This window comes from Paenibacillus amylolyticus (assembly GCF_050990605.1).
GTDB classification, from domain to species: Bacteria; Bacillota; Bacilli; order Paenibacillales; family Paenibacillaceae; genus Paenibacillus; species Paenibacillus amylolyticus_H.
The window spans coordinates 4,792,932-4,809,460 of the sequence record NZ_CP158832.1 but is presented as its reverse complement, the minus strand read 5'-3'; the positions used below and the strand labels follow the sequence as shown (position 1 = coordinate 4,809,460).

General features: G+C 46.9%; 9 protein-coding genes. 6 read left to right on the top strand and 3 right to left on the bottom strand.

The features are described 5' to 3' along the window. The first annotated feature begins 212 nt into the window (after positions 1 to 212). From ABTV53_RS21145 to pstB, 5 genes are all read left to right on the top strand, one after another. On the top strand, positions 213 to 1,613 hold the full coding sequence (locus ABTV53_RS21145) for a stalk domain-containing protein (protein WP_433746119.1): 1,401 nt from the start codon (positions 213 to 215) through the stop codon (positions 1,611 to 1,613). A gap of 72 nt (positions 1,614 to 1,685) precedes the next feature. Continuing rightward, positions 1,686 to 2,549 (top strand): phosphate ABC transporter substrate-binding protein, encoded by an 864-nt coding sequence (locus tag ABTV53_RS21140; protein ID WP_017686974.1) that lies wholly within the window; start codon positions 1,686 to 1,688, stop codon positions 2,547 to 2,549. A 105-nt stretch (positions 2,550 to 2,654) separates the two neighbouring features. Then, positions 2,655 to 3,623: a phosphate ABC transporter permease subunit PstC gene (gene pstC / locus ABTV53_RS21135; protein WP_433746115.1), complete on the top strand. Its 969-nt coding sequence runs from the start codon at positions 2,655 to 2,657 to the stop codon at positions 3,621 to 3,623. Next, on the top strand, positions 3,620 to 4,531 hold the full coding sequence (pstA, locus tag ABTV53_RS21130) for a phosphate ABC transporter permease PstA (protein WP_433746112.1): 912 nt from the start codon (positions 3,620 to 3,622) through the stop codon (positions 4,529 to 4,531). The genes pstC and pstA overlap by 4 nt, the downstream gene beginning before the upstream one ends. Before the next feature lie 98 nt (positions 4,532 to 4,629). Continuing rightward, complete coding sequence (gene pstB, locus ABTV53_RS21125; protein ID WP_169481930.1) at positions 4,630 to 5,385, top strand: phosphate ABC transporter ATP-binding protein PstB; 756 nt, start codon at positions 4,630 to 4,632, stop codon at positions 5,383 to 5,385. A gap of 93 nt (positions 5,386 to 5,478) precedes the next feature. Here the strand turns inward: pstB and ABTV53_RS21120 are convergent, their stop codons facing one another. After that, positions 5,479 to 5,823, bottom strand: a complete 345-nt coding sequence (locus ABTV53_RS21120; protein ID WP_433746109.1) for a hypothetical protein — start codon at positions 5,821 to 5,823, stop codon at positions 5,479 to 5,481. Between the two features lie 17 nt (positions 5,824 to 5,840). Beyond that, positions 5,841 to 6,797, bottom strand: coding sequence for a hypothetical protein (locus ABTV53_RS21115; protein WP_433746106.1), 957 nt, complete (start codon positions 6,795 to 6,797; stop codon positions 5,841 to 5,843). 605 nt (positions 6,798 to 7,402) lie between these two features. Here ABTV53_RS21115 and ABTV53_RS21110 point away from each other — a divergent pair. Beyond that, positions 7,403 to 10,930, top strand: coding sequence for an S-layer homology domain-containing protein (locus ABTV53_RS21110; RefSeq protein WP_433746103.1), 3,528 nt, complete (start codon positions 7,403 to 7,405; stop codon positions 10,928 to 10,930). 102 nt (positions 10,931 to 11,032) lie between these two features. On the opposite strand, the gene ABTV53_RS21105 is transcribed toward ABTV53_RS21110, so the two are convergent. Further along, positions 11,033 to 16,369, bottom strand: a complete 5,337-nt coding sequence (locus tag ABTV53_RS21105) for a beta strand repeat-containing protein (RefSeq protein WP_433746101.1) — start codon at positions 16,367 to 16,369, stop codon at positions 11,033 to 11,035. Positions 16,370 to 16,529: the final 160 nt, after the last annotated feature.

Genomic DNA, 16,529 nt, shown 5'->3' with positions numbered 1-16,529 from the left:
AACATTGACAACACGCTAACAATTCCAGGATTTTCCGTTTACAATTCGCTCCTATAATTACAAACGTGATAGGTCATTTTTACTATGAACGTGGAAGGTTGGGGGGATGAGACAGACAAGCTCTCATATTTGATGATACATGCAGCATACCAGACAGCAGGGCACGACCTACAAGGCAAATTATATGTGAAAAAGAAGGGTGACAAGAGCCAATGTCAATGAAAAAGGCGTTCGTAGTGTCCATGGTAGCCACAGTGTTAACGACTTCTGTGGTCAGTGCAGTATCGGCTGCTCCTGTAGTGAAACCTGTAGCGAGTGCAGCACAGGTGCAAAACTCCACGCTTACAATAAACGGTAACAGCGTCGTCGTGCGTTCCATCGTGAAGAATGGCGAGACACTTGTATCGCTTCGTGATGTGATCAAGGCCATTGGCGCGCAAGCGGAAGTACAACGTGGAACGACGGTGATCAAGCTAAATGGTCACACGGTGACACTCCAGAACAATGCGAAACAACTTCTGGTGGATGGCAACAAAGTGAATTTGAATCAACCGGTTACCATCATTGGAGGTACAAGCTACGTTGCGCTTCGGCCATTGGTGTCCAGCGTTGGCGGTACAATCGTCAAGAGAAGCGGAATGCTCGAGGTGAGCACGGTAGCGCTTATCGAAGGTGCGGAGAATCCTCGTTTTGCCGGAGCGGACAAGCTGATTGTCTCCAAGAGCGATGACAATGGACGAACGGACTATCTCGTGAATACGACGAGTGGCACATACGAGCTGTTGTTAACGACAGATGGCGGGTCGGATCTGGTCGTTTCCCCGAGTGGTGATCAAGCGGCGTATACGAATGCGGAAGGAGCCGTCTACGTTATCGATCTGAAGACAAAGGCTTCGAGATTGATCACAAATGACACCAGCATCAAACCGGAATTGGTATGGTCAGCGGACGGAAGCACAATTTATTTCCTGCAAGGAGATAAAGGGTCAGTGATTGCGAGTCTGATTCTGGCTGATGGCACGATTAAGAAACTGGTTGAAGACAAGGTGGATTACAAAGAAAACCTGAATGTGTCTGCAGATGGCAAAAGATTCATCTACACGGTGACGACACTTGGTAAGGTTACCTCTGATGCAACGAATGTAGATGAAGACAACGTGTCTATCGACTTTTCAGCTAATCAACAGCAAATATTTTCGTATAACAACGGAATAACAAAACCAGAAGCTGCGCAGTTAACGACTTCAACGGATGACAAAGTGTTTGTATGGTCCGTTGACGGGCAGAAAGCCTACTACGTAAGTGTACCGTCCGAGGACGGCAATGCTTCGCTGCAATCTGTGGATTCATCCCAGAAGGCTACAACGGTGTACGGCGATCTGGATGTAGAGCAAGCGATTCTGTCGGGTGGCATCTTGTACGTGCTGGCCGCGAAGGATGAAAGCAATAGCGTCATTCTTTCCATCGACACGGTGACAGGCAAACAAACCAAACTATACACGGTATCTTCCGACGTAACTTCCATTACCGTTGCTGGCTCACAAATCGCCGTGATTGAAAACGGCCGGGTTCTGGTTCCAGCGGGTAGCAGCTGGAGAGCCGTTACGAAGTGAGATTTTGATCCAAGAGTGGTGAGCACGGGTTGATATGAATGATTTTATAATTTGAGAGGAGTTTAAATGAACATGAAAAAATGGATCAAACCCTTCACGGCAATGCTTATGGCGGTATCCCTAATTGGCGGACTTGGAGGCGCAACGACGGCATCTGCTGCCAAGAGTACAGAGAAAGGTAAAATTGTCATCAACGGTTCCTCGGCATTGCTTCCGCTAACCCTCCAGGCTGCAAGTGAGTTCAAGAAAGATAACCCAAAAGTCAAAATCTCGGCTTCCGCGGCAGGTTCCATCACAGGTCCTCAATCAGTGCGTAAAGGGATTGCTGACATCGGTGCTGTGGACTGGGATGCTTCCAAGGATGTACCTGGCTTCAAGAAGTTTGATGGCATGGTAGCCAATCCGGTAGCGGTAACAGTCTTCACGGCTGTTGTTAACACGAATGTGGGTGTAAGCAGTCTGACCACAAAACAATTGCAGGATATCTTCTCCGGCAAAGTGACCAACTGGAAAGACGTCGGCGGTGCGAACGCCAACATCGTTGTTGTTAACCGCAAGTTCGGTTCCGGAACACGGGTTAACTTCCAGCAAAAAGCGCTTGATGGCAAAGACTTCATGAGCAAAGGCGACAACTACAAAGAAGTTGGCTCCAGCGGTGATATGAAAACAACCATTGAAACGACACCAAATGCGATCGGTTATATTGACCTTCCTTATGTAACGAGCAAAATGAAGGCTGTATCCATCAATGGCGTGGCACCTACAGAGAAAAATGTTCTGAACAAAACCTACAAAGTATGGGGTATCGGATATTACATGACCAAAGGTCAACCTACCGGTGCAACCAAAGCGTTCATCGAGTACATCCAAAGCAGCAAGTTCCAGAACGGTTCCCTGAAAAAGCTGAAATTCATTCCGCTTGCGGCTGTAAAATAAGGGAGCTTCAAACGTTCGTTATTCTCACATTTCATAAGAACAGGGATAGCCAGCTTCTGCGCACGGTCGCAAGCTGGCTTCTCTATGTGAAAGGAAGAGCACTTCATGATCGATGTAAATCCATCCACAAACAGCCCTGTCTCTAGTGATCTCGGTTCAAGTATCGGCAAGGCTCCTGGATCGGGGAAATGGTTTGACCGTAAGGCGCGGTTGAGATGGTCGAATAAAATATTCCGCATGGTCTGTATTGCGAGTGCCAGCTTTGTCTGTCTGGTTCTCTTATGTATCCTGATTCTGATGCTTCGTACGGGCGTTCTCACCTTTGCGGATGTGTCGCTCCGTGAATTCTTTTTCTCCACCAACTGGGATCCGGAAAATGAGCACTATGGGGCGTTGACCTTTATTCTGGGAACATTGGCTCTCACGGGACTTACGATGCTGATGGCGATTCCGATCTCTGTAATCATTGCCGTATTTCTGGCCGAAATGACACCCAAATGGCTTCGGAATATTTTGCGTCCTGTATTGGATCTGCTGGTGGGCATTCCTTCTGTGGTGTACGGTTTCCTGGGACTGACGATCCTCATCCCCTGGCTAAGGGATATTAGTGGGCGTGATCTGGCTGACGGATTGCTCGCTGCGTCCATTGTATTGACCATTATGGTACTTCCGACGATTAGTCGGATTAGTGATGATGCCATATCTGCTGTGCCGAACAAGTACCGTGATGCAGCCTATGCACTCGGTACGAATCGATTCCAGACCGTGACTCGTGTGGTCTTACCTGCTGCCAAAGGCGGGATCATGTACGCGGTTATTCTCGGTATGACGCGTGCGATCGGTGAGACGATGGCGGTGGTGATGGTCATCGGGAATACAGCACAGCTCGCGAATAGTCTGTTCACGCCAACAGCTGTGCTGACCAGTAACATTGTCATGCAGATCTCTAGCGTCGAATTCGATTCTACCTGGAATCATGGTTTGTACATGATGGGCTTTATCCTGCTCGCCATTTCGATCCTGATGATTGTTATCGTAAGGTTGTTTCAGAAGAGAGGGGATCGGAACGTATGAGTGTGAAGAAGCAGGCGAATACTGTCGTCCCGTCTTATTCTTTTGGCAAACGGAGAAGTTCGTCGATGGTAATGGATCGGCTCTTTACAGGCGTGGTATGGGGCGTTGGTATTGTCGTCATTTTGTTTATTGTTGGACTGTTATTTCTGCTGTTGAACAAAGGATTGCCGCTGCTCAGCTGGGATTTTCTCTACGGTGTTCCCAGTGAGATTGAAGAAGGAGGCGGGATCGGCCCGGCACTGTTCAACTCGTTCTATGTGTTAATTCTGTCGCTGCTCATCTCCATTCCGATTGGCATGGCGGCAGGCATATATCTGGCAGAGTTTGCACCAAACAATAAGCTGATCGAGACGGTTCGTATTTGCGTGGAGGGATTGTCCTCTGTGCCATCCATCATTTTCGGATTGTTTGGTATTGCCTTGTTTGTGGAGTTTTTCGAAATTGGTCTCACAATTCTGGGCGCAGCCGTCAGCCTTGCTTTCCTGAACCTTCCTGTGCTTACTCGGGTAACAGAGGAATCCGTCAGAGCGGTTCCGGTGGAACTTCGCAATGCATCGTTTGCGCTGGGCTCAACACATCTTCAGACAATCCGCCAAGTATTGTTGCCAGTGGCTATCAATGGGATCATGACAGGCATTTGCCTGACGGCAGGCCGGGCATTTGGTGAGAGTGCTGTCATTATTCTAACCGCTGGGGTATCTACATCCGGGGAAATGTGGGACTTTAATTTGCTATCGCCGGGAGGAACCCTTGCTGTACATCTCTGGTACATTCAATCGGAAGCCATTGTGCCGGATGCCGAGGAAATTGCACAGAAAACCACAGCGGTGCTGATCTTTGTGGCCTTACTCATTAATGTTCTGTTCCGTGTTCCTTTGTGGCTGAATGCACGTAAAAATCAAGCGTGATGAAGAGAGGATACCTTAACTCGGTATCGTCTGGGAATAACGCTGACTGTTTAAGCTGAATCCGCAAATCATTCCATTTCAACCCGGGAGGGCACCTCGTGCAACCTATTATTGAGATCAACAAATTGAATTTGTATTATGGTCCGTTTCAAGCGTTGAAGGATGTTTCCATTGAAATTCCCGAGCGGGCCATTACTGCTTTTATCGGACCGTCGGGATGTGGAAAATCGACCCTGCTGCGTACGTTGAACCGGATGAATGACCGGATACCCGGCACACGGATTGAAGGTAAAGTGGCGGTAGGGGGAACCGACATCTACAGTGGTGAAGTTCATGTGGAGACCCTTCGCAAGAAGATCGGCATGGTCTTCCAGCAACCGAACCCTTTTCCAAAATCCATCTATGACAATGTGGCCTTCGGTCCCAAACAGCACGGTATTCATGGCAAGAAAAAGCTGGATGAGATTGTAGAGCAGAGCCTGCGTTCCGCAGTCCTGTGGGATGAGGTCAAAGACAATCTGAAGCGCTCTGCGCTAAGCCTGTCAGGAGGTCAGCAGCAACGCCTCTGCATTGCACGTGCGCTGGCAGTAGAGCCGGATATTCTGTTGATGGATGAAGCGACTGCTTCGCTTGATCCCGTCTCCACCTTCAAGATTGAGGAGCTGACGCATGAGCTGAAGGAGCGTTATACCATCGTGATGGTCACGCATAACATGCAGCAAGCTGCTCGCGTATCCCAGCAGACCGTGTTCTTCCTGAACGGCGAAGTCGTGGAGTATTCCGCTACCCAGAGCATGTTCGCCGAGCCAGTCGATGTGCGTACGCAGGATTATATTAGTGGTCGATTTGGTTGATTGTTTTATTAGTTGAGAAATGTGGAAAGGGCTGTTCCTAGTCAATTTTTTGACTAATGGGGAACAGCCCTTTCTGATTTAAACCAAATAATTTCATAGTTTCCAAGGAAGCCGAGGGACCTTATAACGGAAACCTTGATTGTTTTCTTTTCTCACATATATCCAAGGTGGTGGTACAGGGGTGCCTTTTGCTTTATACAAGATCGTTCCTTCATCGCTTACGGAGTATTCTTCCATACTATTTTGGACATCCTCCCAATGAACCTTACCTTGATAAGACAATGTTTGTCCTTGAACGATAACATGAGGTGCACCTGAAATGACTCTCTGCGTTATGTTGAGAACTCCAACCTTTCCTGAGGACAACATCATCAATTCGCTCATGAAAAGTATGATAATCAAAATGACTATGCTCACAATCCATCGCTTTTTTCTCATTGTGTGACCTCCACGACCTAGGGAATCATTCCCTCATAGTTAATGTCTTTTAATGACATAATCTCGTCAGAGATGGTATTGATTTTGACTGAATGGGGCTTAATAGCTTGAAGGAATTCATGAATGATTTTCTTGCGATCCTTATCAAAGACAGCAGATGTTATGTGATTCTCTTTGAATACGTTATCGTTCTTTATGACTTGTCTAGCATAACTAACTGAATTACTATAATCGATTAGATGCGTAACCCCTGTGAATTTGCCATTAGTTAATGTGCCTTTGGAGAATTCGGATGGTTTAATCCCTATATATTTTTCTGAAGAACCATGTTTCTTTTTATAATTGATAATCGTGTCAAAAAAGTCCTTATCCCCGGTTAACTTTTCGTTGAAATAATCATTTTTGAGAGTAATCGTAGTCGTATGATCGGTATATCCTAGTGAGACAGTATCTGAAGAGTGGATTGCGTAATATCCATGAGACATCTTGCCCTGATTGAATGTACCATCGTTAATGGTGTTGATGTAACTGTCAAGTATAGGGTAAACCTTGCCATCAGAAGTAAGATACTGTACTTCTAACCATTGCGTGATTTCTTTTCCTTTACCATGATATGTATCATTAATCCACGATCCGGTGTAGGTTTTTGTAGTGAATTCACCTGTTCCATGGCCCATATTAGATTCATCGTAATCCTCAAAGGGGACACCGCCACCTTCAACTAAAGTATATGTGTACTTGCCTTTTCCTTGCTGCTTACCACTCACCCAATCTCCAGAGTACACTTCGGTTTCTCCCCATCTCGCAGTTCCTTTACCATGAGGTTTCCCGTTTAAAACTTCACCATAGTACGTCGCTCCATCTGACAATTTTAAGTTTACTTTCTTCGATGCTGCTTCTGTTGGAGTAGAGCTTGATAGTAGTACAATGATAATGGTGATCGTTAATCCAAAACCTAGATAGAATCTTCTCAAACGTGTGCAACTCCTTCAATGAATAATGATCTTTGCGTTGTTAGTCATCTTCAACATTATCGGTATATTTATCGTATTTTTCCAGTTTAATATAAAGTGGAGATAGGTCGAATTTCACAAACAACTCGCCCCCAGGTCACAAAAGTAAAGATGTAAAGGCTGCAACAAAATTCAGCTCAACCCAAAGTACCTGCGGCTTCTGGGGGCATAATGCCTGTGGTTCGTGGGTGCTTTTTCTATACTCACAGTATGCGTAACCCTGATCTTTTTACAAAAAACACTATGTTCTCCGCTTGATGATTCCTCCTACGCCAATTCTCCTCCTAATGATCCACAGCAGTGGTGGAACTTTCCTGAATCGTGAACAATCTTTGAATTTTGTATCACTTCCTATTTGCTTCGTTATTCCTAGATTCACTATCTCAAAATGGAGCAGGGCAGAGCATGACTCTATTAGAAAAAGCTTGAGAAACTTTTAACGGAATATGAAAGAATACAGGTATATGTAAAATTTTAAATACACGCTTCCAGGCCGTTGACCCTGCCCCGAAACTCTCTTATATTTACTCCCGACACGATAAAAGAGAACGGGTGGAGGGATCCGATTGTTTATTAATAAAGGCAAGAAAATGCTCGCTATGCTCACACTTATACCCTTGGCTACAGGGATGGTCATGGGTGCTTTTCCTGCGGCTGTATCCTATGCAGATGCTGGGGACAACACACCGACCAACAGCCTGGCAACAGGTTCTTGGCAAACGGGAGATTTGCATGTACATACGTTTGAGTCCGATGATGCACAGGTATCACTGGAGGATGTGCTTGATGCGGGTTTAACCAAATATGGGCTGGACTGGATCGCGCTTACGGATCACTTGCGGTTATCCAAGCGAGATCACAACGGGAACGATATTCCAAGTGGGTCAATACCTATGTCTCAAGGGATGAATGAATATCAGGTACCACAAATCAAGGCCTTACAGAATGCGGGCAAATACGCAGGTAAAACGATTTTCTCCGGTTTCGAATGGGACATGCCTACACATGAACACGTTGGGGTGGGGATTCTCACGGATGAGCCGAACTCAACCGAAGCGCTGAACGCTGCCAAGGAATTCGAGTATCGTTTCACGAATCGCGCAGCAAACCTGTTTAATGCGGCAGACGTAGCGAATTGGGATCAGAACGGAGGGCGTGCCTACACGACTCATCAGGATGCCTTAACCGCCATTAATTGGCTCGCGACCAACTATCCAATGACAAGTTATGCGATGATCAACCACCCTTCACGGGGCAAAAACAAATATACCATCGCGGACTTCCGTGATTTCAACGATCTGGCCCCACAAGTGGTATTTGGTATTGAGGGTATGCTGGGTAACCAGATGGAACCGGATCGTGGAGGGTACAACACAAGCTACAATGTAGCTAATCCGACCGCAGATGATGGATACAAATACCGTACATACGGTGGTGTAGACTATATGGTCGCCAAGGTTGGCGGACTCTGGGATGCATTGCTGGGAGAAGGGCGTCACTTCTGGAACTATGGCAATTCGGATTACCATTTCAAGACGATTGGCACGAATTCCAGTGGTTATTTCCCAGGCGAATATGCCAAGACGTATTCCTGGGTTGAGGGTACAGGGATGCAGGCTGTTCTGGATGGACTGCGTTCGGGGAAATCATTTTCCGTATTCGGTGACCTGATCAACGCACTGGACTTCACAGCTTCCGGAGCGGGTAATCAGGTTGAGATGGGCGGAAATCTTAATGTGACTCAAGGTGATGAAGTAGAGCTGAAGATTCGCTTCAAGAGTCCAACGACGAGCAACAACTATGAAAATCCAATCAACAGCGGCACGTCCGCTGGACAAGTACCCGTGGTAGATCACGTCGATCTCATCGCTGGAGATGTGACAGCCAAGGCCGAGAAGGGTACAGCCGCATATAACAAAGACACCAATGACTCTACCCAAGTACTGGCTACCTTCATGTCCAACGATTGGACGACAGACGCCGAAGGCTACAATGTCATCACGTACAAGATCAAAGCTACAGACCAGGACAAGTATTTCCGCCTGCGCGGGACGAATCTGGGCATGAACGTGACAGGTGAGACTGTCAATGGTGAACCACAGCTTGATCCGAAAAATACAACAGCGGATGCAACGACCCGTTTTAATCAAATTAACGATAGCAACTACCGCGACCTGTGGTTCTACTCCAACCCAATCTTCATGAGTGCCACACCTTACAGTGATGCACAGGCGGTAACCGATACACTTCAAGCAATCGATCTGGGGGATCTGAACGCGGTCCATTCCGATCTTACCCTTCCTGTTGAAGGGAAGCATGGTGCAACCATTAGTTGGTCTAGCTCCAAGCCGGAACTAATGAATAACGAGGGCAAGCTGCTTATGCAACCGGACAATAATGAGCGACTGGAACTGACAGCAACCGTGCAACGTGGCACGGAATCTCAACCCAAAACGTTCACTGTCATTGTGGAAGGCACGAACAATCAGGCGCTGGTGTTAAAAAGCAACATGACTACCGCTGACGGCCAGCCGTATCACACGGATACATGGACGAACCAGTCTGTAACCGTTAGTGTAACCAGCGCAGTATACGCGCCTGCTACTTCTGCGATCATCGAGTTGTCTCGTGATGGAGGGCAGACATACGAACCATATACAGAGAATACGCCTTTGGAGGTAACGGAGCCGGGAGAGCACAAGCTTTTATTCCGGGCAACAGATGATCTGGAACAAACGTATACTTTACCTCTGGTCATTAAAATGGACCGTGAGATTCCTGTCATTACCCTGCAAGGTAGCAGCCAGATGACGTTGAACGTGGGAGACACATACAACGAGCCTGGAGCACAGGCTTCTGATCATGTCGGCATCCGTGGTTCCGTGCAGGTGGATGGCACGGTGAACACACAAGTAGCAGGGATCTACACCCTTCGGTACAACGTGAAGGATATCGCTGGTAATGCAGCTCAAGAAGTTATCCGTACCGTTACTGTACAAGCTCGCTCAGGCAATGGTGGTGGAGGTAATGGTGGCAGCTCTGGTGGGAATTCGGGAGGAGGCACACCAAGTGTGCCAACAACGCCTACCGTTCCAACCTCACCAACCAACCCGGATGCGGGGTCAGATTCATCCACTGAAGTGAAGGTTGAGGTGGAAGCGAATCAGCCGGTGCAAACGGGATTGAAAGACATCGTACAATTCAACGCTCCAGCGGGAGCTATTGGTTCGAAGGATACGTTGCAAGTGTCCGTGGTTGCCAAGGACAAGTTGCAGAATACAGCTTCCCTGAATGTACTTAGACAAGCTGTACAGATCAGTCGCAGTGGTGGAAGAACGTTGAATGATCAGGCGGCATTAAGCCTGAATGTGGATTCGGCAGATTTGCCTAACGGCACCCAACCTGCAATCTACTATTATAATGAAGCTCGTCAGAGCTGGGTATTTATCGGTGGCAAGCTGAATGCAGCAGGCAGCATAACGGCCAATGTTAATCATCTGGGTACATTTGTTGTGTCCAGTTACACACCGGTGAATCTGTCGGACCTGAATGGACACTGGGCTTCCGACTACGCAGATCGTTTGTTGGGCATGAACGTGATTCAAGGTTACACCGATGGAACATTCCAACCATCGAAGAAGATCACACGGGCAGAGTTTGTTACGTTGCTCAGTAAGGCGCTGGCATTAAAATCAGTGCAAACGGATCTGACATTTGCAGATCAAGGTAGTCTGCCAGACTGGGCCAAAGGTGATATTGCCGCAGCCGTGCAAGCCGGAATCGTGACAGGCTACGGTGATAATACATTTAAGCCCGATCAGACGATTACGCGTGCCGAGATGGCAGTCATGATGGCGAATGCGCTGAAAGCAAGTTCAGATGCACAAGCCGGAATGTCTGGCAATACATCCGTTAAACCAAGTTTCACGGATGCATCGCAGACGCCGTCTTGGGCACAAGAAGCACTGGATGCAGCGGTGCAGGCGAAGATTGTGAGCGGATATACGGACCATACGGTTCGTGCAGGCAGTGAAACGACTCGAGCGGAAGCTGTGTCGATGATCTATAAACTGCTTTTGGCGCTTCACGTGTAAATGCAAAGTATTTAATGAAAATAAACGAAGGTCATCCTGACAAGGATGGCCTTTGTTTATTTTGCATGTGGCAGGTTATGAAAAGTCTGTTCCCAGCGCAGCTTATTCTTCCTGTTCTATAATCTCCACATCGGTTTTATTGGAGGCTAGGAAAGAAGGAAGCAGACTGCCATCGGGCAATGCAATGTTAAAATGTAATAAAGCCTGATTAAGCAACCTGAAGTGTTCAGGTATGGTGTGAACCAGCACATTAAATTGAACGTCTACGGTCGCTCCTGGAGCGATTGTACCCAGTGGAAGTCCCTTTACAATGTCTCCATCGGGTTGAAGCTGTCCGTTAACCACCACGCTACCAGCAATAAAAGTGGACTCTGCTTGAATGGCATCTTTCAGAATGACATCTGACGCTGGCAATGAGCTTGCGTTATGAATCAAAATTTTGTAGCGAAGATGGGAATGGACTTCAACCTCATGTTTGTTAGAACTTTTGACAATAGTAAGCTGTGGCAAACGGCTGGGTATAACCACTGTATTGGATTGGAGTGAGCCGGAGGTTGCTTGCCCCTGAGCTTGAAATGTAGCTGTGAATTGATTAACGATATTGCCACCTACGGGCTGGTTGATAACGATGACCTCAAACGTAGTATTGGCAATCTGACCAGGCTGGAGAGCCGCAATAAAGATGCCTGCAGCCGGATTGGCTCCAGCAATCGGTTGTCCGTCTAACCTCACACTGCCGTCCACAAAGCGTGTTCCGGTCGGGATTGAATCCGTTATTGTGACCTGAACGACTGTATTTCCCGTATTGGTAACCCTGGCTTGATAGGTGATGGTATCTCCGACAACGACCGACGTTTTGTCCGCTGTTTTTTGAAGGGTAATCTGTGTTGGCGAAGTGGAAGTCACAAGTACGTTGGTAGGATTGGACTCAATTGTAAATACCGTCTGTCCCAGGGTATACCGAAGATTCGCCTGATTTATAATCGAAGAAAGAGTAGTGTTTGCATTTACTATCACTTGGAAGGAAATCGTTGTGGTACCTCCCGGTGGAATAATACCGAGGATAATTCCGTTCGCAGGGACATCCGTCGGTGTTGCCACTCCGTTAACAACAACACTTCCGGTTACAAATGATGTTCCTGGGGGAACAGAATCGGTTAATACAACCGAACTTATAGGCGATCTATTGTTATTGCGTATATAAATGGTATAGATAATGGAATCACCCGGTGAGACATCCGGTCGATTGGCCGTTTTGTTAATAGACACATTGGGATTACTCACATTGAGAATGATTCGATTGGACTGTGAGTTGTAAGTGAGTGTTCGTCCGTCTGCTGTAAGAAAAGAAATATTCGCAAATGCTTGATTGATAATCTCCAGACTCGGTGGTATGGAGATTATGGTTATTAAGAACGATACTTCAATCGTCTGTCCTGGAGCAATTGACCCAACCGCAATACCTGTTGCCGGGTTGGATGTGGGTAAACTGAGACCGCCGGATACGACGCTTCCCTCTACAAAGCTCGTATTGGAGGACAACGGATCGAACAGGATAACATTGGCTGGAGTCTGACCTTCATTACTCACAGACAATTGATATTGAACGGTGTCTCCAATCTGCACATGACGGATTGAGGCTGCTTTGTATATAGAAATGAATGGGATTTGAACAGAAATTATTACGGTGTTGGACTGTACAGTATCGGTGAAATTTCCTGTGGTGAATTGAACATTCGCCTGATTGATTAGAAGGACGGGTTCAGGTTCATTAATAACGCTATCGTTAACTACAACTTGAAAAGTGACGACTGCTGTGCCGTTTTGCATGATCATATCAATTCTTATGCCTGTAGCCGGATTAGCATCAGCGATTACGGCTCCATCAACGGTAACACTTCCGGGTACAAATGTTGTACCTGCCGGAATGGGGTCCGTAAGCAAAATATCGTTAATTGGCAAGGAAACATTATTATTAATTACGAGGGTATAGGTGATCACCTCCCCGATCTGAACATGGTTCACAGGTGCGGATTTGACTACGGATATAATATTGTCAGCTGTAACAGGTATAGAGACAATATTGGATAGAACACTTTCACTAAGAACACGGCCGTCGGGTACAAGGGCAATATAATCGGCTCTGGTTTGATTGTTCAGTATGGGCGGATCAGGCAATGATGTGACCGCAACCTGGAATGTAATGAAAACTGGAAATCCAGGTGATACGGTGCCAAGAATAATTCCTGTCACAGGGCTGGTTCCACTCCAACGATTCCCGTTGATGAATACACTGTTCTGGATAAATGTCTCTCCTGGCGGCAATGGGTCGAATAAAATGACATCGGCATTCAAATTTCCCGTATTGTTTACGAGAAGCGAGTAAGTAATTGTATCTCCCACAATGGCATTCGAGTCAGAAGAGGTTTTTGTGATATCAATAATTGCCCCATATACAGGAGTAGTCACAATATTGGACAAATTCTGTAGGGGTGTTGTTCCGACGATGAAATTGATTGTCGCTTGATCTGTTAGATTAAATGGATTGGGCAAGGGTGCTGGCAGATCGGAAACACTCACCTTAAAGGTTACGATAACTTCGGTATTGCCGGGAATGCTCCCGATATTAATACCAGTGAAAGGATCGGCTCCCGGTATGACCCTCCCATCCAAGGTAAAACTATCTGGAATATACACGGTACCGGGCGAGATCGAGTCTGTAAAAATAATGTTATTAACAGTAAAGCTTTCAATATTGTCTAAAACGACGGTATAAGTGATCACATCACCTTCCACGGCATCGCTGATATCAGCCGTTTTGGTCAAAATGGGGTCGGCTGTAGATATAGGGATGATGATCTCGTTGGAAGGGGCACTTCCCGAAATGACACGTCCATCGGGCGGACTGAATGTAAAATCGGTCGTTGCCTGATTTGTTAATTGCTGACTGCCGGGCAGTGTATTAACGATGACTTGAAACGTGATGAACACACGATCTCCTGGAGCCAATGTCCCTAGTGAAATACCAGCATTAGGATCTGCAGCAGGCAAAGGAACGCCATTGGCAATCACCGTCCCTGATACAAAGGCGGCATCAGACGGAATCACATCTGTAAGTGTTAATGATGCGGCAATATTACCGGTATTCGTTACATTTATTTGGTATGTGATCGTTTGTCCGACCACTGCAAAGGCAGGATCGGAGCTTTTGGTTGTTATAATGACAGGCTGATATACAGGGATGGTTAGTGGGTCAGAGAAGGAAGCGGCTTCGAAAGGCCCGCTTATAAATGTAACCTGTGCCTGATCAGCAAGTTCGGACGGATCGGGTAGAAAAATAACATTTGTGCTGAATGTGACGGTCACAGATACACCGGGACCAATGGTTCCAAGACTAACCCCTGTGGTTGGATCTGCTGTGGGCTGAACGATTCCATCCACGGTCACACTGCCAGGAATAAATACCGAACCGGTTGGAATGGCATCTGTAAATACAACACTGTTAATCGGGTCAGTGTCTGTGTTGGAGATAACGATGGTGTACGTTAAGGTATCTCCTACAACAGCATCAATGGCACTGGCTGTTTTGGTGACACTGACCGTCGGAGTTGATACAGTCACCGTTACGATGTTGGAAACGGATGTGTCTGTGATCACACGGCCATCAGGAAGTTGGGCCGTATAGTTGGCAGTACCCTGATTGGTTAGATTAAACCCGCGCAGCAATCCAGTCACCCGTACCTGGAATGTGATGGTTACCGTATCACCGATGGCCACATTTCCAAGGTTGATGCCAGTAACAGGATCATCTGCGGGCTGTACAGTCCCGTTAACCGTAACGCTTCCGGGTACAAAGTTGGAACCGTCCGGAATAGGGTCTGTGACCGTTGTAAGTGCATCAATGTTTCCGATATTGGTTACGACCAAGGTGTATGTAACTGTACTGCCGATGAGAGCGTTGGCAGTATCCGCACTTTTTACAATTGTAATGTCCGGTTGAAAGACCGGTATCGTCACCGTGTTGGAGGGAACCTCATTGGAAATGATGGGTCCATCAGGAACGGTTGGTGCCGTATAACCAACTTTGGCCTGGTCAAATAGACGAGGTGGCGTAGGCAATGAGGTTACCTGAACCTGGAATGTAACAATAACCGAGGTGTTGGCGGGAAGAGCACCTACAAATATACCAGTTATGGGTTCCGTCCCCGGCTGCTGTACCCCATTAATTGTAACACTGTCAGGTATGAACGAACTTCCCACAGGAATATTGTCGAACACAATCACGTCTGTAGCGTTTGAAACCGAGGTGTTCTCAACAAGCACCGAATACGTAATGGTATCTCCGACAATGGCATTCTGTTCACTCGCAGTTTTGGTGGCAGTGATTACAGGGGTGTTAATATTAATTTGGAGTGCAAAGGAATCAACCAAATACCCATCACCTGAAGTTGTCAAACGTAACAAAGCGGACGTTTGGGTGTTAACAAGGGTGTTGCTGACATCTACATTCGTAATGTCCCATCCTTGTCGTCCGCCAACAATATTGGTCCCTGGTGTCCCGTTGATTTGGTTCCGATTGCCAAAGGTGCCTGTAGTATTCAGTGCCCCGGTATCTCCGTTGATTTGGGAAGCGAAGAAATTCGTTGCAAAGTTATTAGGCCCGGATAACGCTCTTAGAGTAGAGACATTTGGACCAAACAGAGCCTGATCACCCGATTTATTAGCATCTCCCTCCTGTGCACCAAGCAAAGCCCGACCTGACAACGGGCCAATAAATGGCGTGGCAAAGCCTTCGATTGGCGTTGTGACCGGACCCGATGTAGAGAGAATGACTTCTGCTCCTACCCTAATGGAGAGATTTCGCAAGGGGAAGCCAGGATTGCGGTAAACGACTCCTAGCGTCCAGCCTGCGTTATTCGAGGTGGGATCGGGAATAGACAACGTGCCTACAACTCCGCCTGTAACATATGTACCCGCTCCACCAACTCGAATTAGATCAGTCACGTCCGATGATCGTACATATGCAAAGGTCCTTGGAAATCCAGACGCAGTCGAAAGCACCACTTCTCTGGCGGTGGCTGGATCAGGCGAAACAGTGGTTACACCGACAGGTGTCGTGAGTATGACATCCTTATTAATAAACGCAGAATTGTTTTCCTGGTTATCGATGTACGTTCCTCCCCAAATCAGCTCCGCATAGAGGACCGTGCTGCCTGGAGGCAGGTTCAGAATTGCAGCGGAGCTATTATTCTGAAATACATTGGTTGTCCCCGCTGGATAAGTACCAAACTGCACACTTGTATCCGTAATAATATAAGCGCCAATACTGTCCACCGTACCTGGAACACCCACCGTATTGGATCGGCTCAGACCCAAAGTGTTACCAGTGAATGTTATAGCTCCAGTATCGTTGATCACATACCTTTCAATGAATGTCACTGTTTCACCCTCCTTCAAACATTACATAATAATCAATATATTGGATTAGAAAAAAAATATGTGAAGGTACAAGGTAATTTCAAGTAGGTACGTGGTAACCTCCAGAGCAGTATGTATAATAGAATGAGTTGTTCTGGATGATGAAACGGTGGGGGCTAGG

Excerpts from the sequence above, each read along its gene's own strand:
- ABTV53_RS21145 (WP_433746119.1), top strand. The coding sequence starts at position 213 with ATGTCAATGAAAAAGGCGTTCGTAGTGTCCATGGTAGCCACAGTGTTA.
- pstC (WP_433746115.1), top strand. The coding sequence starts at position 2,655 with ATGATCGATGTAAATCCATCCACAAACAGCCCTGTCTCTAGTGATCTC.
- pstA (WP_433746112.1), top strand. The coding sequence starts at position 3,620 with ATGAGTGTGAAGAAGCAGGCGAATACTGTCGTCCCGTCTTATTCTTTT.
- ABTV53_RS21140 (WP_017686974.1), top strand. The coding sequence starts at position 1,686 with ATGAAAAAATGGATCAAACCCTTCACGGCAATGCTTATGGCGGTATCC.
- ABTV53_RS21120 (WP_433746109.1), bottom strand. The coding sequence starts at position 5,823 with ATGAGAAAAAAGCGATGGATTGTGAGCATAGTCATTTTGATTATCATA.